Source organism: Bounagaea algeriensis, from assembly GCF_054491375.1.
The window spans coordinates 576,585-599,506 of record NZ_CM137102.1 but is presented as its reverse complement, the minus strand read 5'-3'; the positions used below and the strand labels follow the sequence as shown (position 1 = coordinate 599,506).

Genomic DNA, 22,922 nt, shown 5'->3' with positions numbered 1-22,922 from the left:
GGCCGTCTGTCGTACGCGCGCGTTGCACGGCCAGATGGAGCCCAAGACCGACGAGCAGGAGCCCCGCTGCGGCCGTGACCAGTGGCCACATGCCGGGAACCAGCGCTGTCGAGCCGGATACGGCAGCGGCAGCCATGAGCACCACAACGACGGTGTTGCCGCGTCGGGCGGTTGAACTCACCGACTCCCACCTCCTGACCAACCAGTGCACCGGGCAGTCCTCGAGACGCCAGCGACCTCAGCGTCTGCTGTGGCTCGTCGCCGGTGACGATACCGATCTGATCGTTTGGACCTGTCACGGCCATCTATCCCAGGTGGAACCGAAAAGATCACGGACGAGTGCACGCTGCGAACTGCGATCACCCGTCGGGCGTGTCGTCGTGGTCACAGTGCCCCTTCCGCAGAAGCCGCGTTATTACTCCACAGAGGACACACGTCTCCCCGCGGCAACGAGAACACCGGAAACGCGCAGCGATGCCCGATGTTGAGCAGCGCGACCAGCCGAAACCCGGCGCTGACTCGTGCGAAGCATGAGTCCTGGCGCGATCCAAACCGACGAGTTCGACGAGCCCACGCCGAAAATCGGCTGCCAGTGCGCGGATGTGCTGCCCGCCGCCCCCGCAGCACTCGGCCCGACGGCCGCAGACGGCCGCTCGAGTCGAGGCTCCCGCGCGAGCGCGGCGGGTCCGAGCGGACTGCGCGGGAGCGGTCGGCGGCCATTCCGCACCGCCTTGCTAGGGTGCGACGAAATGTCCGAATATTCGCTCGCGTGCCGAGGAGGGCGGATGCGTCCGATCGCCGCAGCGGTGGGTGGACTCGTGCTCGGCTACCTCGCCGGGCGGGCCGTTGGACGACGCACGCGCACGATCTCCGCGTCCGGACCGGTGTGCGGCTGCGGGCACTCCCTGGCCCTGCACGACCTCGACCGCGACCTGTGCCACGGAAACCGCGAGCGCGGGCGGACCGATGCGCCGTGCCCGTGCCACCGCTACCTCGGCCCGAAGCCGTGGGAGGAGTTCTACGAACCGCGCAGCACCACTCGTAGCGCTTGAGGTACCGCCCGCGCGTCTTGCTGCACCCGCCGCACGGAGGGCGGATGATCCAAGTCATATAGCACTCGGCCCACCCGGAAGCGGTATGTACTGTTGCGCGAGGTGTGCCGGGAAGTCTGGTCGGCGAGGAGAAAGACCCGAGATCCCGGAGGCACCGAATGAGCGATAGCGAGCACACCGGCGGCCCCACCGGCCGCACCTCGCTTGCGAACGTGCTGCGCTCGGAACCCGTCGGGGGCGCGCTGCTGCTGCTCGCCGCCGTCGTCGCGATGATCTGGGTGAACACCCCGTGGGGCGAGACCTACGAGGCCGCCAAGTCCTTCGTGCCGCTGCCGCAGGCCGAGGCCATCGGACTGGACCTCGACCTCGCGCACTGGACGGCCGACGGCCTGCTGGCGATCTTCTTCTTCGTCGTGGGACTCGAACTCAAGCGCGAGTTCGTCGCCGGCGAGCTGCGCAACCCGCGGCGGGCCGCGCTGCCGATCATCGCCGCCGTGTTCGGCATGGTCGTCCCCGCGCTGATCTACTTCAGCATCACCGCCACCGGTGACCCCGCGGGCACGCGCGGCTGGGCGATCCCCACCGCCACCGACATCGCCTTCGCGGTGGGCGTGCTGGCCATCGTCGGCTCGCACCTGCCGGGCGCGCTGCGCACGTTCCTGCTGACCCTGGCCGTGGTGGACGACCTGCTGGCGATCACGGTCATTGCGCTGTTCTACACCGAGGAGTTCGAGCCGCTGCTGCTGCTCGCCTCGCTGGTGCCGATCGCGCTGTTCGGCCTGCTGGTGCAGATGCGCAGGACCTGGTGGTGGGCGCTGCTCCCGCTGGCCTTCATCGGCTGGGTGCTCATGCACGAATCCGGAGTGCACGCGACCATCGCCGGTGTGCTGCTCGGCTTCACCGTGCCCGCGCTGACCCGCGGCGACGAGCAGCACAACCTGACCGAACGCTTCGAGCACACCTGGCGACCGATCTCCGCGGGCATCGCGGTGCCGCTGTTCGCCCTGTTCGCGGCCGGTGTGTCACTGGCGGGCGGCGGCCTGAGCGCGGCCCTGTCGGAACCGGTCGGCATCGGCATCGTCGCCGGCCTGGTGCTCGGCAAGGTCATCGGCATCGTCGGCTCGAGCTTCGTGCTGCACACGTTCACCAACGCCAAGCTCGACCCGGAACTGACCTGGCCGGACGTGTTCGGCGTGGCCCTGCTGGCCGGTATCGGCTTCACCGTCTCGCTGCTCATCGGCGAGCTGGCCTTCACCGCCGGCGACCCGCGCGGCGACTACGTGACCATCTCCGTGCTCGTCGCCTCGGTCACCGCCGCGATCCTCGCCTCGATCGTGCTGACCATCCGCAGCCGCGCCCACAAGAAGGCCAAGCAGACCAGCTGAGGCGCTCGTCCGGGCTCTCCCGCGGGCGGGGTCCCGGGCCCTGCCGGCAGGGGCCCTCCCGGCAGGGGGCGTCCCCCGGCCGCGGACGCCCCGGCCAAGGACCTCCCGGCCGCGGGCGCCCCAGCCGAGGCCCTCCGGCAGGGGCTGCCGGCGCGCACCCGAGACCCGCTCGTCCGCCGCCCCCTCGCACCGCGCCCAGCGGTGCGAGCACCACCGACCACCCGACCAGCGGTGGCCGTCCCGCGCGCACTGGCGCACCGTGGCGGGGAGCACGGCATCGTCGATGCGCACCGCGCTGCGGAGGTGTGCCGATCGCGCCGGCCCGGGTACTCGCAGCGTGGCGGGAAGGAGGATCACATGGCTCAACTCACCTCGGAACCGGTGACCGTCAATCTCCACACCACGACCCTGGACGGCGATCTCGCCGTCCCGCCGACCGCCCGTTCGGTCGTGCTCTTCGCCCACGGTTCGGGAAGTTCCCGCCGCAGCCCGCGCAACCGGGCCGTGGCCGAACACCTGCAGCACGCCGGATTCGGCACCATGCTGCTCGACCTGCTCGGCACGGAGGAGGCCCGCGAAGACCAACGAACCCAGCAACTGCGCTTCGACACCGAAATGCTCGCCGACCGCCTCGTCCAGTCGATCGACGTGATGCGCGACTGGAGCGCCACCTCCGGCATGCCGGTGGGGCTGTTCGGGGCGAGCACCGGCGCCGCGGCCGCGCTCAAAGCCGCCGCCCTCCGACCCGAACGGGTCAAGGCGATCGTCTCCCGCGGCGGGCGTCCCGACCTGGCCGGTGACGCCATCCAGGACGTCCGCTCCCCCTGCATGCTCGTCGTCGGCAGCCTCGACCGGGAAGTGCTCAACCTCAACCGGCAGGCCGCCGGATGGCTGCAGTCCCGCCGGCTCACCGAGGTGCAGCTGAGCATCGTCACCGGGGCGGGACACCTCTTCGAGGAGGAGGGCGCACTGGAGCAGGTGAGTGAACTCGCCGCCGGCTGGTTCCACGAGCACCTGGGCACCGCGTCCAACCCGGCGGGCACCTCCAGCGGGCACCACAAACCGCCCGAACCGCGCCGCCGGCCACCGGTGTGACCGGCGATCACGCGCACGAGCAGAACCGGGGCAGCCGCCGCGGCACACCCGCGGCGGCTGCCCCAGCCGGCTGCGGCAGCCGCGTTTTACCCGCGCACGAGCGGTCGCGGACGCACCGGCGGGAGGATCACTGCATCTTCGCGGTCCACTTGCGCATGGCGTGCTGCACGAGCGTGATCAGCGACTGCTTCGTCGATTCCCGGTCGCGCGCGTCGCACGGCCCGATCGGCACCTCCGGACCGATGGCCATCGCCTCGCGGACCTGCTCGATGGAGTGCAGCAGCTGGCCGTCGAAGCAGTTCACCCCGACCAGGTAGGGCAGCCCGCGGTCCTCGAAGAAGTCCACCGCCGAGAAGGAGTCGGCCAACCGGCGCGTGTCGACCAGCACCACGGCGCCGATCGCGCCGCGGACGAGGTCGTCCCACATGAACCAGAACCGCTGCTGCCCGGGCGTGCCGAACAGGTAGAGGATGAGATCGCGGTCCAGCGAGATCCGGCCGAAGTCCATCGCCACCGTGGTCGTGCCCTTCAGCGGCGTGGCCGCCAGGTCGTCGACGCCCTGACTGGCTTCGGTCATGACCGCTTCGGTCGTCAGCGGGACGATCTCGGAGACCGATCCGACGAACGTCGTCTTGCCCACGCCGAAGCCACCGGCCACGACGATCTTCGCGGACGTGGTGGCACCCTGGCTCGCCTGCTGCGGGGCAACGTTGGCTGCCTGGGGCGTTTTAGAGCCGACGGAGTCCACTCAAAACCCTTTCCATCAACATCATGTGTGGTGCACTGCCGCTGTCGCTCACCGTGTGGTGCACCGTGACCAACCCCAGTTCGGCCATGTCGGCCAGGAGCACGCGCGCCACCCCGATCGGCACGGACAGCAGTGCTCCGACTTCGGCCACCGAGCGGGGGTGCCGGCACAGTTCCGCGATCGACTGGTGTTCGACGCGCACCTCGGTCGAAGGCCGGTAGGCGTCGCTCGTGGACACCAATGTTTCCAGCTCCAGCTGCACGTTCGTTCTCGTGCGGCCGCCGGTCCAGGTGTAGGAACGCACGCTGGCCGCCGCCGGCGCCTGCTCCTGCGACTCCTGCTCGTCCTGCTGCCCTTCCTCCGGCAGCTGCTGCTGCACCTCGTCGGTCGCGTCACGCCGACGCCGCCGCCCCCGGCGCTGGTTGTCGAGGGTCATGCTGTCCATGACGCGGGCGAAGCCGTCGTCGGAGTCGGACCGATCCGAGTCGTCGGCGCTGCTGCCTCTGCGCATTCACAACCTCACACCAGCTGTCCGGAGAATCTGTTCGCGGAGTTCTGCAAGTGCGAACGGATTTCCGGAGTGAGCAACTGCCCGACCCGTTCGACGAGCATCGTCATCTCGTAGGCCACCAGGCCCATGTCGCAGTTGGGCGAGGCGAGCACCGTCAGGCACGAACCGTCGCTGATGCCCATCTGCAACAACGTGCCCTGGTCCATCTCGACGACCGTCTGCACCACCTGCCCGGCCTCGAAGCACTTGGCCGAGCCCTGCGTCAGGCTCAGCAGCCCCGAGGCGACGGCGGCGAGCTGGTCGGCGCGATCACGCGGCAGCGTCGCCGAGGACGTCAGCAGCAACCCGTCCGCCGACACGACGATCGCGTGCGCCACGCCGGCCACGCGCTCGGTGAAGTCGGTGATCAGCCAGCCGAACCTGCGCGAAATCGTCTCCTGGGCCGTCATAAACCCTCCTGTCGTTGCTGCCGGTACCGCCCGATTCAGCTCTCGCCGCCCGCTCGGTGCCGGCCGCTGCGCACCCCGCTCTGGAAGCTCGACAGCCGGCTCCGGAGCTGTTCGGCGTCGCGCTGCGGAGCGGACTCCTGCTCATCGGACGCCTGCTGGTTGTCGTTCTGCGCGCTGCCGGGCACGAGATGGGCCTTGGGAGTCCGCCGCGGCAATCCCGATCGCGTGTACGACGAGGGCTCCGGGTTAACGGCTGCTTCCGCCGCGCGTTGCGCCTCGTCCAACGAGGACGGGCCCCATCCGGCGCCGTTCGCCTCCGACTCCTCCGCGGAACCGGTCACCGCCCCACCGGAGCCGGTTGGTGCTTCCGCGGACGCGGAGCTGGCGGGTTGCCCGCCGCCGTTGTCGTGTCCGGTGTGCGCGCGCTGGAACCTGACGCCGTTGTGCAGGTCGGCGATCCGCCGACTCACCTCACCGGCACTGCGCGCGGCGTCGTGCTCGGACGTCTCCTGCGGCGCCTCGTCGTCGGAGGAACCGCCGCCCGCCGCGGCCGGCCAGTCGCTCTCGTCGGGCCAGGCGAACTCCTCACCCGCGGATTCCTGTTCCGGCTGCTGCTGCCGGTTCTGGAAGTACGGGTTCTCGCCCGCCGGCTGGAACCATTCGGTCGATACCTCAGGAATTGCTTCGCCCTCCCCCTGTGCGGCCGCGTTCCGCGAACGGGCCGACCGAGGCGTGCGCTGCGGCAACTCCGGCCCGTTCGACCAGGTAGTCGTCGAATCCGAGCCTACCGCGCCCGCGTTCCGGGAAAGGTCCAGCGGCGCTTCGAACAACCGTCCCGTCGTTTCCTCCGGCGACTCCGCCGCGCTCGCGGACGAATTGTCCGCTGTGGACGGTTCCGGCGGCTGCGCAGACCGCTCGGCCTCCGCCGACCCCGCCGGCCTGCGCTGCGGCAGATCCGAAGACGGGGCGGGTGGTTCCTCGGCCTGCGCCGACCCCACGGGTGGCATTCCGGGACTTTGCTGCGCCGGGCCCACGGGCGGCATTCCGGGACTCCGCTCCGCCGGCGCCTCGGGCGGCGGTGTGAACGGGCCACCGTTGTTCGGCCCGCTGCTGCTCGGCCCGCCCGCCGGTGTTCCCGCGGCGGGGTCCGCGTCCAGCGGCGTGCCGGGCAGCCCCGAGCTGGACAGGCTCGGCGCGTGCCCGTTGCGCTGCCCCGGGGGCGTGGCCGAGGCGGGCGGTGTCCAAGTGGCCGCCGAACCGTCGGTGACCACGTTCTCGGCGGGCACGGTGACCATCGCGCGCATGCCTTCCACATCGCTGCCGCCGTGCAGCTGCACCCCGACGTCGTGCCGCGCGGCCAGCCGGCCCGCGACGAACAGCCCCATGCGCCGGGAACTGGCCAGGTCGTTCTCGTCGACCTGCGCGAGGCGCTCGTTCGCCCGGGCGACCTCCTCGTCGCTCATCCCGATGCCCGTGTCGAGGACGTCGACGACGACGGAGCCGTCCCCGGCCTGGTAGCAGGCGACGCTGACCGTCGTGTCCGGCGCGGAGAAGCCGGTCGCGTTGTCCAGCAGCTCGGCGAACAGCCGCACCAGGTCGCTGGCGACGTGGCCGCGCAGCTGCACCGACGGCGCCGGCTGCAGCACCACCCGCGGGTACTGCTCGATCTCCGAGACGGCCGCCCGCAGGATCTGCGTGATGTCGGTGGGCTGGGTGAACCGACGCACCAGGTCGCTGCCGGAGAGCACCATGAGGTTCTCGTTGTTCCGGCGCATCCGGGTGGCCAGGTGGTCCAGCTGGAACAGCCGGGCCAGCTGGTCCGGGTCCTCCTCGTCCTGCTCGAGTTCCTCGAACACGCGCAGCTGCCGCTCCAGCAACGACTGGCTCCGGCGGGAGACGCTGACGAAGGCCTCGTTGAACCCGCGGCGCAGCGTGGCCTGCTCGATGGCCAGGCGCAGCGCCTGCTGGTTCACCTCGTCGAAGGCACGCGCGACCTGGCCGACCTCGTCCTCGGTGCTCACCGGCAGCGGTTCGAGCTGGACGGCCCTGCGGTCGCCCTCGCGGATGCTGCGCACCGCCTCCGGCAGGTCCTGCTCGGCGGAGTTGAGCGCGCCGCGGCGCAGTTCGCGCAGCGACCGCAGCAGCTGGCGCGTGATCACGGTGATCAGCCAGGAGGCCGCGATCAGGGCGGTCAGCAGCCCCACCGAGATCCAGCCGGCGCGGTCGCTGGCCTGGTCCTGGAGCTGTTCCGCGGTGGAGCGGACGCTCCCGGACAACTCGCTGTGGCCGTCGGCGATGAGCCGGATCGAGTCGTCGGAGCGCTGGTTCCACTGGCCGGTGCTGACCGAGTACGAACCGGTGTACTCGTCGTCGAGGCTCTCGGCGACGATCATCATCAGCATCTGGTTGCGCTGGCTGATCTCCGGCGAGTTCACCGTGGTCTGCAGCCGGCCCTGCCAGTACGGGGCGACGGTGGCGCCGGCTTCCTCGATCTTGTTGAGCAGGCGGGCGCGCGAGCTCTGCAGTTCCTGCAGCGCGCGCTGGTTGAGCTGGCCCTCGCCGAGCCCGGTCAGCGCCCACACCTGCTGCACCCGGACCTCCTCCATCATGACCAGCAGGTCCTGCAGCGCGGCGGCGTGGCTGGACAGGCGCTCGTCGGCGACGGTGCTGGCCAGGGCGCGGTCCATGGACAGCACCGAGGTGACGATCGTGCTGTAGCCGTCGATGGCCTGGTCCGGGCCGACCGCTCCGCTGCGCACTCCCGCACGCAGCTCCTGCAGCTGCCCGAGCGCCCTGTTCATGTCGGCGTAGCGGGAGCCGACGATGGAACCGAACTCGTCGGGGGAGTCGATGAAGGCGCGCAGCTGCCCGAGCGCCTCGTCCGCGGCGTCGACGTCGGCCTGGACCTCCTGCTGGCCCACGTCCCCGGTGAGGTGCTGCACGGTCGTCGTGCGCTCGTCCTGCAACCGGTTGAGCAGCGGTTCGACCCGGTTCTGGGTGTCGAGGACGCGTTCGACGCGCGCGTAGTCGCCGGCGCTTTCGACCTGTCCCCGGATCTGGCTGACACCGAGGGTGATGGCGAAGATCACGGGGATGAGCATGACCGCGCCCAGCTTCGTGACCAGCGGCCAGTCCCGCCACCGGAGCAGTCTTTGGCGTCGCGTCTCGCTGTCGGTGTTCACCGCACTCCTCCCGCGGGAACGGGTGCCGACACGCGCGCGGTGGCTCGAGGACGTGCGCAGCAGGTCGGGGCTGCTGACGCGCATAACGTGGGTGAACGGCGCATGCGTGCGATCCCGCAATCGTCGTCTCGGGGTGTCGGTCTGCCTGGGTCGGCCGGTCGGGGCTTCCCGACCGCTCCGGCCGCACCGCGTCCATTTCGGACTCGGGCGTTGCGCTGGAAAACCGCCTGCGTGTACCGGGTGTTCGGTTGTGGGGTTCACCGTGGCGAACCGGGTGGCCACACGGCGCGCCCGTCACGGGTCGATCAGCGTACGCCATCGCGATCCGGCGGGATGCGCAGGCGTCGGCGCCCGGCGCAAGCACTATAACCGCCGCCGCACGCATTGTGATGGGGTGATTTCCCCTTTCCACACGGGACAGCGAAACGCATCACGCTATGTATTCGCACCCCCACCCCGAACCGCGGGAATTGCTCACCCGGTCGTTGAGCAGGCGACGCTGCGCGACCAGCACCTTTGGCCCGCGCGCGGGGCCCGCGGTGCCGCGAATGTCCATTGCACGGGGCTGACCTGGCGATACCACTGAGTAGCCAAGATCAACTCGTAGCATGATCGTAACCCCCGCGAGGGTTGCGCGCGCGAATCCGAATCGATCTACACATCGCACCCCCCACCCCTGCCGCCGAGCTCCGCGCTCCGCGTAGGCTCCGCTGATGCCGCCCAAGCGCACGTCGACGAGGAAGGACCATGAGCAACGCGACGGAGTCCGCGCTGCGGGCCCGCTCTCGGACCGCCACCCCCGGCACGACCTTCGGCGGAATCGACAAGAGCGCGGTTCGCCCCAGCCGCGAGAAACCCGATTCCCAGACCATCCAAGCCAGCCCGGAATTCCGGGAGCTGCGCCGCCGCTTGAATTGGTTCGTGCTTCCGATGACCGCGTTTTTCCTCGTCTGGTACATCGGGTACGTCATCCTCGCGGCATATTTCCACGACTTCATGGCGCAGCCCGTCCTCGGCGAGGTCAACGTCGGCCTGCTGCTCGGCCTGGCGCAGTTCGTGACCACGGTCGGCATCACCATGCTGTACGCACGCTTCGCCCGCAGGCAGATCGACCCCCGGGTGGACCACATCCGACACGAAACCGGGGGTGAGCAACCGCAATGATCCGCCCTGCGGCCGCCGACAGCGGCATCCCCACCGACCACGGCATCATCAACATCAGCATCTTCGCCGTGTTCGTCGCGATCACCCTTTTCGTCGTCTACCAGGTCAGCAGCGCCCGCACCTCCAGCGACTACTTCGCCGCCGGCGGATCCTTCTCCGGTGCGCAGAACGGGATCGCGCTGTCCGGCGACTTCCTCTCAGCGGCCTCGTTCCTCGGCATCGCCGGTGCCATCGCGGTGCACGGCTACGACGGGTTCCTGTACTCCATCGGGTTCCTCGTCGCCTGGCTGGTGAACCTGCTGCTCGTCTCCGAGAGGCTGCGCAACACGGGCCGATTCACGATGGGCGACGTGCTCAGCTACCGCATGCGGCAGCGACCCGTCCGCGCGGCGGCCTCGATCTCGACGATCACGATCACCTGCATCTACATGATCGCGCAGATGGCCGGTGCCGGCGGGCTCGTCGCACTGCTGCTGGACATCCACAGCGGCCTCGGGCAAGCCGTCGTCATCGCGGCCGTCGGCCTGGTCATGCTGCTGTACGTGCTCATCGGCGGCATGAAGGGCACCACCTGGGTGCAGATCATCAAGGCCGTGCTGCTGCTGCTGGCCGCCCTGGTGATCACCGTTTTCCTGCTCGGCAAGTTCGGCTACAACATCAACGACCTGATGACGCAGGCAGCGGCCAACAACCCGAACGGTCGCGAGATGTTCGCCCCCGGCGCGCAGTACGGTCAGAACGCGCTGACGAAGCTGGACTTCGTCTCGCTGGCGCTGGCCCTGGTGCTCGGCGTCGCCGGCCTGCCGCACGTGCTCATGCGCTTCTACACGGTGCCGGACGCACGCGAGGCGCGCCGCTCGGTCGTCTGGGCCACGTGGTCCATGTCCGGCTTCTACGTGTGCACGCTGGTCATCGGGTTCGGCGCCGCCGCCCTCGTGGGCACCGAAACGATCCTCGCGGCACCGAGCGAGGAGAACGCGGCCGCACCGCTGCTGGCCTACGAGATCGGCGGCACGCTGCTGCTGGGCGTCGTCTCGGCCGTGGCCTTCGCGACGATCCTGGCCGTCGTCGCAGGCCTGACGCTGACCGCCTCGGCGTCGTTCGCGCACGACTTTTACGCCAACGTGCTGCGCGAGGACGAGGACGAACAGCAGGACACGGTGCGGATCGCGCGCATCGCCGCGCTCGTTATCGGCGGTGTGTCGATCCTCGGCGGCATCCTCTTCCGCGAGCAGAACGTCGCGTTCCTGGTGAGCCTGGCCTTCGCCTTCGCCGCTTCGGCGAACCTGTCCACGCTGCTGTACACGCTGTTCTGGCCGCGGTTCAACACCAGCGGCACGCTGTGGGGCATGTACGGCGGACTCGGCTCGTGCCTGCTGCTCGTGCTGCTGTCCCCGGTCGTCTCCGGTGCGCCGGACGCGATCCTGCCGAGCGTCGACTTCGCCCTGTTCCCGCTGAAGAACCCGGGCATCGTGTCGATCCCGGTGTCGTTCATCTGCGGCGCCATCGGCACGTTCTTCGGTGATTCGGGCAGTTCCCGGCGCCAGGCGCGCATGGAGGTCCGGTCGCTCACCGGCATCCGGTGAGCGCACCGGCGCTGCCGTCCCGGCTCCCCGGTCTGCTCGGAAAACCAGTCCGGGGAGCCGTTTTCCGCTTCAGCGGACGAGATTGGCCAGTGCTCGGCCCGCCTCTCGACCGGAGAACAGGCACCCCCCGAGGAAAGTCCCCTCCAGGGCGCGGTAGCCGTGCATGCCGCCGCCACCGAACCCGGCTGCCTCACCGGCGGCGTAGAGGCCGGGAACGGGCGTGCCGTCGGCGGCGAGCGCGCGACCGGTGAGGTCGGTGGTGATGCCGCCGAGGGTTTTGCGGGTGAGGACCGACAGGCGCACGGCGATGAGCGGGCCCGCGGCCGGGTCGAGCAGGCGGTGCGGTTCGGCCACGCGCACGAACCGGTCGACGCGGTAGCGCCGCGCGTGCCGGATGGCTTCGACCTGGTGGTCCTTGCCGAGCCCGCTGTCGATCTGCCGGTCCCGCGCGGTGACTTCGCCTTCGACGGTGCGCGGGTCGATCAGCTCGGCACCGGTGAGCTCGTTCATCCCCTGCACGAGCGAGCGGAGGTCGCGGCGCACGACGAAATCCGCGCCGTGGCGGACGAATTCGGCCACGGGCCCGGGAGTCGTGCCGCCGCCGCGGCGCAGCAGGTCGCCGATGCTGCGGCCGGTGAGGTCCGGGTTCTGCTCCGATCCGGACAGCGCGAATTCGCGTGCGATGATCCGCCGGTCGAGCACGAACCAGGTGTGCTCGTGGCCCGTCCGGCCGATGTGCCGCAGGGTCTCGCGGGTGTCGAAACCCGGCAGGTTCGGGGCGGGCAGCCGGTGGCCGTGCGCGTCGAGCCACAGCGAGGACGGTCCGGGCAGGATGCGGATGCCGTGCTCGGACCAGACCGGACTGTGGTTGCGGACGCCTTCGGTGTAGTGCCACATCCGGTCCTGGTTGATCAGCTGCGCACCGGCGCGCTCGACGACGGGGAGCATGCTGCCGTCGGTCGAGTCGGGCACGCCGGAGAGCATGCGGGCGGGCGGTGCACCGAGGTCGGCGGGCCAGTTGCGCCGCACGAGTTCGTGATTGGCGCCGATACCGCCGGAGGTGACCAGGACCGCCTGGGCGCGCAGCTCGAACGTGTCGACCGCCGTGCGGGAGCTGGGTTCACCGCGGGCGGCCGAACTCGGCTCGAGCACGTCGCCGCGCACACCGGCGACGGTGCCCTGCTCGGTGAGCAGGTCGTGCACGCGGTGCCGGAACAGCAGCCGCAGCAGGCCGCGTTGCTGCGCCTGCCGCACCCGGTGCAGGAACGGTTCCAGCACTCCCGGGCCGGTGCCCCAGGTGATGTGGAAGCGCGGCACGGAGTTGCCGTGGCCGGAGGCGAGGCCGCCGCCGCGTTCGGCCCACTGCACCAGCGGGAACCAGCGGATGCCGAGTGAGCGCAGCCAGCGGCGCTTCTCCTCCGCGGCGAAGTCGACGTAGGCGTGGGCCCACTTGCGCGGCCAGTAGTCCTCGGCGCGGTCGAACCCGGCGGTGCCGAGCCAGTCCGACAGCGCGAGGGCGCGGGAGTCGCGCACGCCGAGGCGCCGCTGCTCGGGCGAGTCGACGAGGAACAGGCCGCCGAACGACCAGTGGGCCTGTCCGCCGAGGGAGGCTTCGGGCTCCTGGTCGACGATGGTCACGTGCCGGCCGGCGTCGACGAGCTCCGCGGCGGCGACGAGGCCGGTGAGTCCGGCTCCCACCACGATGACGTCCGTGTCGAGTCGCATCCACCGCTCCTTCGTGCTTCGCGGGCCGGGTTGCCGGGCCGGTGTCCGGGCGAGGGCCTGTATATCGCATTCGTCGGTGCGCGGACAGGGCTCATCGGAGGATCGCCGGTGTGTCGGGGACCCGGACACCTCGGGCCCGGACGCGGGGGTCGGGCACGGGTCGGACACGGGGTCTGACACGGGCCCGCCGTTGCCGGTGCAGAAAATCCACACGGTCGTGGTGTATCTGGTCAAAATGGTGGAAATTCAGCTGATTGCCCGGATTCTGGTGTGCGTCAGCGGTTTTCATCCCGACCCGATGCGCAGAGGAGAACGCCCGTGTTCGCCGCGACCCGCCCCCACGTGCCGTCCCGCCACACCTCGCACCACCACACGTCCTCCCGCCACGTGTCGAACCGCCACGCATCGAACCGCCACGTGTCGAACCGCACTGCGCTGCAGCGCAACGTGCCGCACGGCCCCGCACCGCACAGCGCTGCGCCGCACGGCGCTGTGCCGCACGGCCCCGCACCGCACGGAACAGCGCGTTCGGCCACGCCGAGCAGGGTGCTGTTCGCCGCGAGCCTGGCGGTGCTGTTCCTGCTGCCGATGTCGGCGAGCACGGCCCGCACCGCTGCAGCCGAACCCGCTGCGGCATCGACCGCCCCGGCGGCTGCCACGTCGACTACCGCAGCGAGCACCGCGGCATCGGCGACGGCCGCACCGGAGGCCGCGACGGCACCAGCCCCTGCGGCGCCGGCTCCTGCGACACCGGCCCCTGCTGCCGCATCGGAACGTGCAGCGGCCTCGAACGCCGGGGCGGACTGTCCTACCGGGACGTTCTGCACCTGGACGGAGGGAGCGTACAGCGGCGGCACCCAGCACGTGAACCTGGCGGAGCACCCGCTGGAGGAGTGCATCACGCTGCCGGAGACGGCGCAGTCGTTCGCCAACAGCACCGACCGACCGGTCACCGTGTACGCCGACGAGCACTGCGGCAGCGAGCTCGACTTCTCGACGTTCCCGCAGGGGGCGCAGGTCCCGGAGGCGGAGTACCCCGCGAGGGCGATCAAGGTGTGGCGGTACTGACCTGCCTGCTCATCGCTCGGTGCGCTGGGCTCCGTGCAGTTCGCGCATGACCGCCAGCAGCCGGTGCGCCGCTTCGTCCCAGGTGAACCGCTCGGCTCGGGCACGACCGCCGACGCGCAGGGCCGAGCGCAGGGGTTCTTCGTCCGCGGTGCGCACCGCCCGGGCGAAGTCGGCCGGATCTTCGGGGTCGAAGAACACGGCGTGCCCACCGGTGACTTCGCCGAAGACGGCGAGGTCACTGCACACCACGGGAGTTCCCAGTTGCATGGCCTCGATGAGCGGCAGACCGAAGCCCTCGTCCTTCGACGCGGTGACCAGCGCGGCGGCGCGCAGCAGCAGGCGGCGGTAATCGGCGTCGCCGACGCCTCGCCAGAGCACGACGTCCGCGCCGGGCGGGAAGGAGCGCCGCAGCTGCGCCTCCCGTGACGGTGGGATCCGGCCGAGGAGGTGCAACCGGTACCCGGGCAGGTGCGCCATGCCGGCGAGGAGCGTTTCCACGTTCTTGTACGGCATGAACGAGCCCATGTACACGAGCTCGCGCCGTTCCCGGTGATGCCGGGCGGCATCACCGGGAACGGCGGCGTCCACGGAGTCCTGCTCGTCCTGCCCCGCCGCCAGCTCAACGTCGGGTGCATTGTGGACGATGCGCACGGGACGGCGCGTCAGGCGGTGCTTTTCGATCAGCTGCCGCGTCGTGTCGCTGACGGTGACCACCACGTCGGCGCGGTTGAGCAGGATCCGCTGCGGCCAGTAGGCGAAGTGGAACAGGCGCCACACCGCGCGCACCGGCAGCGGCAGGAATCCGGGCGGGCGCGGATGCCGGTAGTAGATGAGGTCGTGCAGCGTGAGGACCAACCGGTACCGCCGGCCGACCCCGCCGATCACCTGCATGGGGCTGAACACGACGTCGGCGCCGAGCCGGTGCAACGTGCGGGACAGCAGCAGTTCCCGGGGCGAGAGCGGACTGTGCACCCGCACGTGCGGCACGTGCTGCGGCAGCAGCCGCAGCTGGCGGTCGTCGCAGATGAGCACGGTCACCGGATGCAGCCGGTACAGCGCGGCGATGAGGTTGGCGCCGTAGCGGCTGATCCCGTCGGGCGTGTCGGTCCGGGTCCACCGGGCGTCGACCACGACGCGCATCCCGGTCATGACGCCGTCCCGGTCATGATGCGCATCCCGGTCATTACGCGCGTCCCGATCATGACGCCCCCAGTCCGGACGCTTCGCGGGGACGTTCTGCCGTGAGGAACCGCGCCACGGCCCGGGCCGCGCGGTCGGGCGCCTCGTAGTGCACGAGGTGCCCGACGTTGCTGAGCACCACCAGCCGCGCGTCATCGATGTGCGCCGCCGCGTTGCGCTGCCCGTCGAGCGGGGCGATGTCGTCGTCCTCACCCGCCACGAGCAGCACCGGCACCCGCAGCGCACCGGTGTGGTCGAGGACGGTGCTGCTGATCGAGGCCTGGTAGGTCTCACCGAGCACGGCCGGGTCGTGGAATCGGCTGAAGTACCGCAGGTGGTTGTCGTCGATGAACCGCCGCAGTTCGGGGTCTTTGCTCCGCGTCATCGCGCGGCTGGCGACGAGCACGACGTAGCGGTTGCCCAACCACGCCTTGCCCAGCCGCGCGGGCAGCACGCGTCCCAGCGCGTAGTAGCCGGAGGTCAACGCCGACAGCACGCCCCGCGGCCCGCGCAGCGGTGGCGAGGTGATCGCGTTGATGAGCACGAGGCGGTGCACCAGTTCGGGGTGCTGCTCGGCCACGCACGCGGCGACGACCGAACCGAAGGAGTGCCCGGCGAGCACCACGGAACGCTCGCCGAGGTGGTCGATCAGCGCGCGCACCATCCCGGCGTAGCCGGGCACGTCGTGCCGCACCTGCCGCAACGGCGAGGATTCGCCGTAGCCCGGCAGGTCGGGGATGATCACGCGGCGCGGCCGGTCGCCGGCGGCGAGCAGTTCCGCGGCGAGCAGTTCGAGTCCCTCGTGGGTGCCGCGCAGCCCGTGCACCATCACCACGGTTTCCGCGTCGGGCCGGTGCGTCGCTCCGTAGCTGAAGTAGTGCACCCGCGAGCCGGCGAGGGTCACCCCGTGCCGTTGCGGTGCCCCCATCGATCAACTCGCCAATTCGCTGCGCGCTTCACCCGCATCCGCACCGCCGGCGGACTGCACGGCCCACCGGTAGGTCGACTCGAACCGGCCGAGCACGGTGTTGATGTCGTGCTGGCTGACGATCCGTTCGCTGGCCTGACCCATCCGGTCGATGGTCGCGCGCTCGCCGAGCACCGCTTCGATGGCGCGGGCGAGCGCGTGCACGTCCCGCGGGGGGTGCAGCCACCCGTTCGCACCCGGTTCGACCAGGTGCGGCAGCGCCATCGCGTTCGCCAGCACCACGGGGGTGCGCGCGGACATGGCTTCCATCGTGGCCAGGCTCTGCAGCTCGGCGGTGCTCGGCATGCAGAACAGGTCGGCCCGCGCGTAGGCGTCGAGCAGCTCCTCGTCGTCGACGTAGCCGGCGAAGTGCACCCGCTCGGCGATGCCGAGTTCGGCGGCCAGCCGTTCGAGCGCGGGCCGGTGCGCCCCGTCCCCGATGATCTCCAGCCGTGTGCGGTGCGACAGGCGCAGCACGGACATGGCGCGCAGCAGGTCGTCGATGTGCTTCTCGTCGTCGATGCGGCCGACGAACAGCACGGTGCGCGTTTCCGGGTCGGGATCGCGACGCCGGTGCTGCACGGCCCGCGACCGGTACCGCTGAACATCGATACCGCAGGACAGCGGCATGCTCTCGGCCGCGTAGCCGTTGTCGTGCAGCAGCTGAACGGCTCGCGGTGTCGGCGCGGTGACCAGCTGCGTCTTGCTGTAGTGCTTGACGACCTGCCGCCACAGCAGCCGGCCCGCCACACCGTGCAGCGCCCGCGGCATGCGCAGGTACCCGAAGATGTTCTCCGGCATGAAGTGGTTCGTCGCGATCAGGCCGATCGCGGCGCGCCGGGCCGCGTTGATCAGTCCGCGGCCGATGAAGAAGTGCGACTGCACGTGGACGACGTCCGGCTGGATCTGCTCCAGCAGCCGCGCCGCGTACCGGGTGGCCTGCCACGGCAGGCAGAACCGCACGGTGGGGTGGAACGGCGAGCCGTGCGAGGGCACCCGGTGCACGGTCACGCCGTCCTCGATGCGCGTGTGCGCCCGGCGGTCGCCCGAGTGGCAGATGACGTGCACCTCGTGGCCCCGGGCGAGCAGCCCCCGCGCGAGGCGGTACCCGAAGTTGGCGGCACCGCTGACGTCCGGCGGGTACATCACGGCACCCACCACGATCCGCAGCGGGTCCTCTGTCGTTTGTGCGGTCAAGGGGTGTTCCTCCGAGAACGGTCTGCCGATCCGGGTGCTGCCGCGGTACCCGCGGCCGCCACCGGTCCCCGAACGGGGGCGTTGCGCTGGGTGTCCGGGTGGTACCGGGCGAGGGCGAATACTCCCACGCAGGCCACGGCCGCGCAGACCACCTGTCCGACCGTGGTGGCGAACCCGATCCGGTCGGCTTCGCCGAGCAGACCGAGCCCCATCCCGACCGCGACGATCGGGTCGATCACGGTCAGGCAGGCCACGACGAGGTCCGGGGTTCCGCTGGCGTAGCTGTGCTGGACCAGCCATCCACCCACGAGCACGGCGGCGGCGACGCCGAACAGCGGGACGACGGGGATGCTCGCCGGGTCGAGCGCGCTGAGCTGCTGGCTGACGCCGCGCATGAGCAGTGAGACGTAGCCGTAGGCAACGGCACCGGCCGCGGCGAACAGCACGCACCGCATCCGCGAGCGGCTCGGCACGGCCGCCATGGCCAGCACGAGCATGGTGATCGCGGCGATCTGGGTGGCGGCCAGCTGATCCTGCGGGGCGACCGCGGTGGGCACGACGGTGCGTGCGGCGAGGACGACGAACAGGCCGACTCCCGCCATCGCGGCGCCCATGGACAGCAGCACGCTCAGGTTGAGCTCACGCGTCCGAATCCCCTGCTCCCGCAGGGTGAGCAGCACGGTCATCGGCAGTGCGACGACCCCCAGCGGCTGCACGACGCTGAGCGGGGCGAATCCGAGCGCGGCCACGTGCAGCCCGGTGCCTGCCGCGAGCACGAGCAGCCCGGCCAGCCAGCGCGGTTCGCCGAACAGGCGCACCTGGTCGCGCAGCGAGAACCGGGCACCGCCGGTCCTCGCGCGCACGGCGCGGTGCTGCATGCGCGCGCCCAAGGCGCAGCCGCAGGCGCCGAGCACGGCGAGCAGGATCGCCACGGCCATCATCACCGACCACGTCCCCTCGGACGCGGCGGCGCGTGCGGGCTCACCGCCCGGTGCGGGCGCCCGCGGAACGCGGAGTCGCCACGTCTTGGCGGTTCCGCGCCGCGTTCGGTTGCGCGCGCGCCGTGGCGGACCGAACCGGGTCGGTTCCGCCGGTGCGGCGGACGAGGATGCGCGGGCGCGTGCACGTGCTCGACTGTAGAGGAGTCGACCTCGCGGCTGCCGGCCCGCACGGCGGACGCAGCGGCACGTTGCGCCGGTGTCTACCTGAGCGAGCGCTCCTTCCCAGCGCACCCGCGCCCCGCTCGTGTCGTGGACGCCTCAGTGGGACTGATCACCCGTACGGGTGACCTGCGCGATGCCGCAGCTCCCGGATCGAAGCTTGCGGGGCGAAGCTTGCGGCGGGGGAACTGCGCGGGAGGTTCCTCCCGAACACCCCGATCACCCGTCCCAACGGGCGCGAGGACTCGCCGAAGCCCTGGTGGCTAAGCGGCCGCACGGATTGGCGGTCGGTTGCTTGGCCGCACCGGTTCGTCAGGTAAGCGGCGGAGCCGCTTCCTTTTCCACCTAGGCAGGCCGAGCCGCCGGGGGTTCTCAGGCGTTGCCTCGCGAGGACAGCCCCGACGTTGTGTAGATGGCTACCCGATGTTCCGCTGTCCGGGGCGGGTGGCCGGGGGCAGCTGGGAAGCGCCTGAGGTTCTCCCACCCGACCCACAACGCCAGCCAATCCACGGGCTCTCTAAGGGATGCGCAGGGTCTGCCCCACGTAGATCAGGTCCGGATCGGAGATGCCGTTGAGCTCGGCGATGGCTCGCCAGTCCACGCCGAACTGCTGCGCGATCCCGGAGAGCGTGTCGCCGGGCTGGACCACGTAGGTGCGGTGCTCCGGCGGGGGCGGTGGCGCGGCGCCGGTGAGCGCGGCCAGCTCGACCATGCTCACGTTCAGGTCCGTGTTGCCTTCGATGCCGGGCACCTGCCCCTCGGAGGAGTGCTGGTGCAGCACCACGCGGTCGGTGTTGTACGCGGGCTCGCCCGGCTCGGGTCCGTAGTGCGCCACCCACAGGAACACGCCGTCGTCCACCCACGCGTCCGGGGCGAGCTTGTCGCTGAACCAGGACGAGGAGGCGTAGACGGTGATCTCGTGCCGTCCGGTGCGCGAGCGCAGCGCGTCGATGAATCCCTTGACCCAGGCCGCGAGGTTGCCGGCCTCGGTCTCGATGTCCAGGCACGGGGGGAGGTTGCCCTGGCCTGCCGAGTCCAGGCGGCCCAGCTGCTCGGCGAAGGTGGCCGCGTCGGTGTCCGGGCTGTTCGTGTCCGGGCGGGCGAAGTGGTACAGCCCGGTGACCACGCCCGCGCGCCGCGCTCCGGCCAGCTGCGCGTCGAGGGTCGGGCTGACGTAGCCGGCCCCTTCTGTGGCTTTGATGTAGCTGAACACGTACCCGGCGCCGCGGACCGCGTTCCAGTCCGGTTCGCCCTGGTACCGCGCGACGTCGATGCCCGGAATGCGCTCGGCCATTGCTACTACCCCCTCAGGTGCCACGTGCAGTGATCACGAAACTACCGTTGAGCGGCAACGCGGGACGTCGACCATCCGGGGCACACGCCGAGTCCGCCGGGGTGATCTTCGCGTCGCGCGCACGCGCCTCGTGCTCACGGGCCTCGCGCTCACTGCCTCGTGCTCACGGGCCTCGCGGAACACTTCCACCTCATCCGTCACTCGCGCTTCCACGATCTCGCGGCGCTGCGCGGCACGGGGCAGAGTGGCGCCCTCACCGATCCCGATCGCGGCGGCGAGGGGAGGCGAACACGCAGCGCCGCGGCCGTCCTTCGGCGAACCGGGTGAAAGCCGCGATTTTCACACCACGCTCGGCAACCCGGACGCGGCTGGCACGTCTCCCGGACAGAGAACGAACGCACACCCCGCCGCACAGGGGAGTTTGAGAGGTGGTTCCGGTGAACCCGCGACTCAGGAAAGCGAGCGTGCGCCTGCTGCCGGCCACGGGGGCGGTTGTCGCATTGGCACTGAGCGGCTGCGGCACGGCCGCGGATTCGGCCCGCACGGCGGCACCCGCCCCGGAATTCGAGGGCATCCCGGTCACCGACAGCGCCGGGGAGGCGAGCCACGCCCCCGCTACCGATGGCGCTCCCGCGAACGAGGGCGCTCCTGCGGAGGGACCTTCGACCGGGTCCGCCGAGACGGACAGCAGCGCACTCCCGCCCTCTCCGGGGACCACCTCCGGCGCGACGGGCGGTGGTGAGCAGCAGGTCGGACGCTGCCACACCTCGATGCTCTCGGGAGCGCTGCAGCCGAGCGGGGCGGGCGCGGGGCAGCGCTACGCGGAGCTGACGCTGACCAACACCAGCGGCGAGACCTGCAACCTGTACGGCTACGGCGGGCTCCAACTCGTCGGCGAGCACGGGCAGGAGCTGCCGACCCGGATGGAGCGCACCGGCGATCCGCAGCCGCGGCTGATCACGTTGGCTCCGGACGAGTCGGCCAGTTCCACGCTGCACTGGACCGTCGTGCCCACCGGCGACGAGCCGGTGGACGGCCCGTGCGCCCCCACCCCGACGCACGCGAACGTGATCCCACCGGACGAGACGGATTCGCTGGTGGTGCCGTGGTCGGCCGGACCGGTGTGCGGTCACGGGGAGATCGACGCGGGCGCGTACCGCTGAGGCTGACGCGCGGCGGGGCGCTCTCCGAAAGGTGCCCCGCCGGCCCCGAACGCACCCCGATGGTCCTGGTGAGCCCCGGCAGTCCTGGTGAGCCGTTGTGCCCGTTGCCGGACGGGTGCCCGCTGACGGGTGCTCGCTGACGGGTGGCCGGGCAGCTGGGGGACCTCAGCTTGGCCATCCCGCCGTAACCGTCACTCGATCAGTGCTATTGCCCGTTGGAGTGAGGCGTGTCCCTTGCGCGGTTGCGGTCTTGCGCTCTCCCCGCGAGCGTGAAGGCGCCAGCCGCGAGGAAGGACTCCCGATGAAAGACGTCCAGCACGCTCAGGACCTGATCGGCGTGGCCGTCTTCGACCCCGAGGGCAACCGCCTCGGTCGGGTCGGCAACGTCTACATCGACGACGAGACGCGCCGACCCGAGTGGATCACCGTGCGCAGCGGCATGCTCGCGCTGCGCGAGACGTTCGTGCCGCTCGACGGCGCCGAGACCGCGGAGGACCGCATCGACGTGCGGGTCACGCGCACGGAGGTGCGCAGGGCGCCGCGCGTGACCGTCGAACACGGCCACCTGTCCGATGCCGACGGCCGTGACCTGTTCGCGCACTACGGGTTGCTGCCGGACTCGACCGGGCAGGCCTGACCGGCCCGCGAGCGCGCCACCACCGGAGCTGCCGTGCAGGCACCACGCACACCCGAACGGGTGCGAGAATGCCCGCACCATGGCTGATTCCGCGTTGCCCGGCCCCGACCTGCCCGATTCGGGAGGGCCCGATTCGGGAACGCCCGCTTCCGGACTGCACTGCGAGATCACGGCCGTCGTCGGTGCGGACACCGCCTCGGCTGCGGTGACCGCCTGCTCCGACTTGGCGAGGCTGCTGTCCGGCGAGATCGCCGGGGCGGTGGACTGCTCCGCGGAGGAACCGGGCTGCTGGGCGGTGACGATCCACCGCGCAGGCGCCGCGCTGTCCGGGACGCAGTCGGCGGAGGCCACGCTCTCCGGAGCGGTGCGGCGGATGCTGCGCGCGCTCGGCGCTCCCCTCGCGCGCGGGCAGGTGCACTGCGCTCCGCCGACGGCCTGGACCGTGCTGGAGCAGCCGGAGGTGCTCGCCGAGCTCGTCCCGGGCGGCGAACGCCTCCTGCTCGAAGCCCGTTCGGATCCACTGTAGACATCTGGGCGGTTGCGCGCCGGGCGCGAGAACCACCACCACGGCGGCGTTCCGGCGGTCGCGGGCGGCGCTGCTCACGATCGGTGACCTGACTGCCGCGCCGTGTCGCGGGGACGCTAGAGTGCGATCACGCAATCGATCGCCCTCCGCCGCAGGTGGATGACGCGCGGCGCGGTCGTGGCGGTCGCAGATCCGACGAATTTCGCGTTTTCGCGCGCCCCGGGAGGACCGAAGAACTGATGGCAGGCGTGGAAGAGGTTCGCGCGGGTATCGCCCTGGCCAACCAGAAGGCCTCGGAAGCGGTCGCGGCCGTGCAGCAGGCCTCGCAGACCCTGGAGGAGGCGCAGCAGGCCCTCGCCATGGCCACCCAGGGCACCGCGCAGGAGGACATCCAGCAGGCCTACGGCATGCTCGCCGAGGCGCAGCAGAACCTCACCAGTGTCACCGGCACGATCAACGCCGGCGTCACCTCCGCGGAGAGCTACGCGGGACGGCTTTGAACGGCGTCGGCGAGCTCGTCCGCGCGCTCATCTCGGTGGAGGAGCAACTGACCCGGGTGGCGGCCGAGCTGGGCAGGGGACGTACCGCGCTCGGCGAGGCCACCGCCGCCCTGGCGCGGATCGACCCGGACCACCCGGAAACCGTGGTGCCACCGGGCCTGCACCGCGCGGACGACCAGATCGAACGCACCCGCGAAGCGGTCGAGCGGGTCCGCGAAACGATCGCCGCCTTCCGCGCCTCCCTGTAGCGAAGACCCTGCAGCTAAGGACCCGCAGCGAAGGCCCCCGCAGCGGGGGATCGCTGCAGCGAACGAGCACTGCCGATCATGGTAAG

Annotated in this window: 21 protein-coding genes; 11 read left to right on the top strand and 10 right to left on the bottom strand. The window is 71.0% G+C overall.

All coding sequences use genetic code 11. The features are described from left to right. Nucleotides 1-785: 785 nt before the first annotated feature. The 3 genes from ACVGV2_RS02680 to ACVGV2_RS02670 all read left to right on the top strand — a co-directional run bounded on the left by ACVGV2_RS02680 (nt 786) and on the right by ACVGV2_RS02670 (nt 3,532). The gene (locus tag ACVGV2_RS02680; protein ID WP_459164461.1) at nt 786-1,052 is read left to right on the top strand and encodes a hypothetical protein; all 267 of its coding nucleotides are present in this window, start codon (nt 786-788) and stop codon (nt 1,050-1,052) included. 158 nt (nt 1,053-1,210) lie between these two features. After that, the gene (gene nhaA, locus ACVGV2_RS02675) at nt 1,211-2,437 is read left to right on the top strand and encodes a Na+/H+ antiporter NhaA (RefSeq protein WP_459164460.1); all 1,227 of its coding nucleotides are present in this window, start codon (nt 1,211-1,213) and stop codon (nt 2,435-2,437) included. Between the two features lie 357 nt (nt 2,438-2,794). Then, complete coding sequence (locus ACVGV2_RS02670) at nt 2,795-3,532, top strand: dienelactone hydrolase family protein (protein ID WP_459164459.1); 738 nt, start codon at nt 2,795-2,797, stop codon at nt 3,530-3,532. A 127-nt stretch (nt 3,533-3,659) separates the two neighbouring features. Here ACVGV2_RS02670 and ACVGV2_RS02665 read toward each other — a convergent pair whose 3' ends face one another. The 4 genes from ACVGV2_RS02665 to ACVGV2_RS02650 are packed head-to-tail and all read right to left on the bottom strand — an operon-like array spanning nt 3,660 to nt 8,422. After that, the gene (locus ACVGV2_RS02665) at nt 3,660-4,280 is read right to left on the bottom strand and encodes a GTP-binding protein (protein ID WP_459164458.1); all 621 of its coding nucleotides are present in this window, start codon (nt 4,278-4,280) and stop codon (nt 3,660-3,662) included. Further along, nucleotides 4,261-4,791: a DUF742 domain-containing protein gene (locus ACVGV2_RS02660; protein WP_459164457.1), complete on the bottom strand. Its 531-nt coding sequence runs from the start codon at nt 4,789-4,791 to the stop codon at nt 4,261-4,263. The genes ACVGV2_RS02665 and ACVGV2_RS02660 overlap by 20 nt, the downstream gene beginning before the upstream one ends. Before the next feature lie 8 nt (nt 4,792-4,799). Next, complete coding sequence (locus tag ACVGV2_RS02655; protein WP_459158205.1) at nt 4,800-5,240, bottom strand: roadblock/LC7 domain-containing protein; 441 nt, start codon at nt 5,238-5,240, stop codon at nt 4,800-4,802. 35 nt (nt 5,241-5,275) lie between these two features. Beyond that, complete coding sequence (locus ACVGV2_RS02650) at nt 5,276-8,422, bottom strand: sensor histidine kinase (protein ID WP_459164456.1); 3,147 nt, start codon at nt 8,420-8,422, stop codon at nt 5,276-5,278. Between the two features lie 747 nt (nt 8,423-9,169). Here ACVGV2_RS02650 and ACVGV2_RS02645 point away from each other — a divergent pair. Further along, the gene (locus ACVGV2_RS02645; protein WP_459164455.1) at nt 9,170-9,586 is read left to right on the top strand and encodes a DUF485 domain-containing protein; all 417 of its coding nucleotides are present in this window, start codon (nt 9,170-9,172) and stop codon (nt 9,584-9,586) included. Further along, complete coding sequence (locus ACVGV2_RS02640; RefSeq protein ID WP_459164454.1) at nt 9,583-11,172, top strand: solute symporter family protein; 1,590 nt, start codon at nt 9,583-9,585, stop codon at nt 11,170-11,172. Before ACVGV2_RS02645 ends, ACVGV2_RS02640 begins: the two co-directional genes overlap by 4 nt. Before the next feature lie 69 nt (nt 11,173-11,241). Here ACVGV2_RS02640 and ACVGV2_RS02635 read toward each other — a convergent pair whose 3' ends face one another. Further along, the gene (locus tag ACVGV2_RS02635; RefSeq protein WP_459164453.1) at nt 11,242-12,897 is read right to left on the bottom strand and encodes an FAD-binding dehydrogenase; all 1,656 of its coding nucleotides are present in this window, start codon (nt 12,895-12,897) and stop codon (nt 11,242-11,244) included. A 588-nt stretch (nt 12,898-13,485) separates the two neighbouring features. Here ACVGV2_RS02635 and ACVGV2_RS02630 point away from each other — a divergent pair. Further along, the gene (locus tag ACVGV2_RS02630; RefSeq protein ID WP_459165845.1) at nt 13,486-13,965 is read left to right on the top strand and encodes a peptidase inhibitor family I36 protein; all 480 of its coding nucleotides are present in this window, start codon (nt 13,486-13,488) and stop codon (nt 13,963-13,965) included. Nucleotides 13,966-13,974: 9 nt separating this feature from the next. On the opposite strand, the gene ACVGV2_RS02625 is transcribed toward ACVGV2_RS02630, so the two are convergent. The 5 genes from ACVGV2_RS02625 to ACVGV2_RS02605 form a co-directional block, all read right to left on the bottom strand. Then, nucleotides 13,975-15,105, bottom strand: coding sequence for a glycosyltransferase family 4 protein (locus ACVGV2_RS02625; RefSeq protein WP_459165844.1), 1,131 nt, complete (start codon nt 15,103-15,105; stop codon nt 13,975-13,977). 58 nt (nt 15,106-15,163) lie between these two features. Continuing rightward, nucleotides 15,164-16,072 carry an alpha/beta fold hydrolase gene (locus tag ACVGV2_RS02620; RefSeq protein ID WP_459164452.1) on the bottom strand — a complete coding sequence of 303 codons (909 nt, stop codon included), beginning with the start codon at nt 16,070-16,072 and terminating at the stop codon, nt 15,164-15,166. A gap of 3 nt (nt 16,073-16,075) precedes the next feature. Then, nucleotides 16,076-17,308, bottom strand: a complete 1,233-nt coding sequence (locus tag ACVGV2_RS02615; RefSeq protein WP_459164451.1) for a glycosyltransferase — start codon at nt 17,306-17,308, stop codon at nt 16,076-16,078. Further along, entirely contained in the window at nt 17,305-18,249 is a 945-nt protein-coding gene (locus ACVGV2_RS02610; RefSeq protein WP_459164450.1) for a DMT family transporter, read from the bottom strand. Before ACVGV2_RS02610 ends, ACVGV2_RS02615 begins: the two co-directional genes overlap by 4 nt. Before the next feature lie 736 nt (nt 18,250-18,985). After that, the gene (locus tag ACVGV2_RS02605; RefSeq protein WP_459164449.1) at nt 18,986-19,762 is read right to left on the bottom strand and encodes a GH25 family lysozyme; all 777 of its coding nucleotides are present in this window, start codon (nt 19,760-19,762) and stop codon (nt 18,986-18,988) included. 437 nt (nt 19,763-20,199) lie between these two features. Here ACVGV2_RS02605 and ACVGV2_RS02600 point away from each other — a divergent pair, with 437 nt between their 5' ends. The 5 genes from ACVGV2_RS02600 to ACVGV2_RS02580 all read left to right on the top strand — a co-directional run bounded on the left by ACVGV2_RS02600 (nt 20,200) and on the right by ACVGV2_RS02580 (nt 22,836). Next, nucleotides 20,200-20,925, top strand: coding sequence for a DUF4232 domain-containing protein (locus tag ACVGV2_RS02600; protein WP_459164448.1), 726 nt, complete (start codon nt 20,200-20,202; stop codon nt 20,923-20,925). A gap of 301 nt (nt 20,926-21,226) precedes the next feature. Next, on the top strand, nt 21,227-21,562 hold the full coding sequence (locus ACVGV2_RS02595) for a PRC-barrel domain-containing protein (RefSeq protein ID WP_459164447.1): 336 nt from the start codon (nt 21,227-21,229) through the stop codon (nt 21,560-21,562). Between the two features lie 79 nt (nt 21,563-21,641). After that, a complete protein-coding gene (locus ACVGV2_RS02590) occupies nt 21,642-22,088 on the top strand; it encodes a hypothetical protein (protein WP_459164446.1) in 447 nt (148 codons plus the stop codon). 239 nt (nt 22,089-22,327) lie between these two features. Further along, nucleotides 22,328-22,588: a hypothetical protein gene (locus tag ACVGV2_RS02585; protein ID WP_459164445.1), complete on the top strand. Its 261-nt coding sequence runs from the start codon at nt 22,328-22,330 to the stop codon at nt 22,586-22,588. Then, the gene (locus tag ACVGV2_RS02580) at nt 22,585-22,836 is read left to right on the top strand and encodes a hypothetical protein (protein WP_459164444.1); all 252 of its coding nucleotides are present in this window, start codon (nt 22,585-22,587) and stop codon (nt 22,834-22,836) included. The genes ACVGV2_RS02585 and ACVGV2_RS02580 overlap by 4 nt, the downstream gene beginning before the upstream one ends. Nucleotides 22,837-22,922 lie beyond the last annotated feature (86 nt).

Bases quoted from the DNA above. Each gene is read 5' to 3' on its own strand.
- ACVGV2_RS02680 (WP_459164461.1), top strand. From the start codon at position 786: ATGCGTCCGATCGCCGCAGCGGTGGGTGGACTCGTGCTCGGCTACCTC.
- nhaA (WP_459164460.1), top strand. From the start codon at position 1,211: ATGAGCGATAGCGAGCACACCGGCGGCCCCACCGGCCGCACCTCGCTT.
- ACVGV2_RS02670 (WP_459164459.1), top strand. From the start codon at position 2,795: ATGGCTCAACTCACCTCGGAACCGGTGACCGTCAATCTCCACACCACG.
- ACVGV2_RS02660 (WP_459164457.1), bottom strand. From the start codon at position 4,791: ATGCGCAGAGGCAGCAGCGCCGACGACTCGGATCGGTCCGACTCCGAC.
- ACVGV2_RS02655 (WP_459158205.1), bottom strand. From the start codon at position 5,240: ATGACGGCCCAGGAGACGATTTCGCGCAGGTTCGGCTGGCTGATCACC.
- ACVGV2_RS02645 (WP_459164455.1), top strand. From the start codon at position 9,170: ATGAGCAACGCGACGGAGTCCGCGCTGCGGGCCCGCTCTCGGACCGCC.
- ACVGV2_RS02640 (WP_459164454.1), top strand. From the start codon at position 9,583: ATGATCCGCCCTGCGGCCGCCGACAGCGGCATCCCCACCGACCACGGC.
- ACVGV2_RS02635 (WP_459164453.1), bottom strand. From the start codon at position 12,897: ATGCGACTCGACACGGACGTCATCGTGGTGGGAGCCGGACTCACCGGC.
- ACVGV2_RS02630 (WP_459165845.1), top strand. From the start codon at position 13,486: ATGTCGGCGAGCACGGCCCGCACCGCTGCAGCCGAACCCGCTGCGGCA.
- ACVGV2_RS02625 (WP_459165844.1), bottom strand. From the start codon at position 15,105: ATGCGCGTCGTGGTCGACGCCCGGTGGACCCGGACCGACACGCCCGAC.
- ACVGV2_RS02620 (WP_459164452.1), bottom strand. From the start codon at position 16,072: ATGGGGGCACCGCAACGGCACGGGGTGACCCTCGCCGGCTCGCGGGTG.
- ACVGV2_RS02610 (WP_459164450.1), bottom strand. From the start codon at position 18,249: ATGATGGCCGTGGCGATCCTGCTCGCCGTGCTCGGCGCCTGCGGCTGC.
- ACVGV2_RS02605 (WP_459164449.1), bottom strand. From the start codon at position 19,762: ATGGCCGAGCGCATTCCGGGCATCGACGTCGCGCGGTACCAGGGCGAA.
- ACVGV2_RS02595 (WP_459164447.1), top strand. From the start codon at position 21,227: ATGAAAGACGTCCAGCACGCTCAGGACCTGATCGGCGTGGCCGTCTTC.
- ACVGV2_RS02590 (WP_459164446.1), top strand. From the start codon at position 21,642: ATGGCTGATTCCGCGTTGCCCGGCCCCGACCTGCCCGATTCGGGAGGG.
- ACVGV2_RS02585 (WP_459164445.1), top strand. From the start codon at position 22,328: ATGGCAGGCGTGGAAGAGGTTCGCGCGGGTATCGCCCTGGCCAACCAG.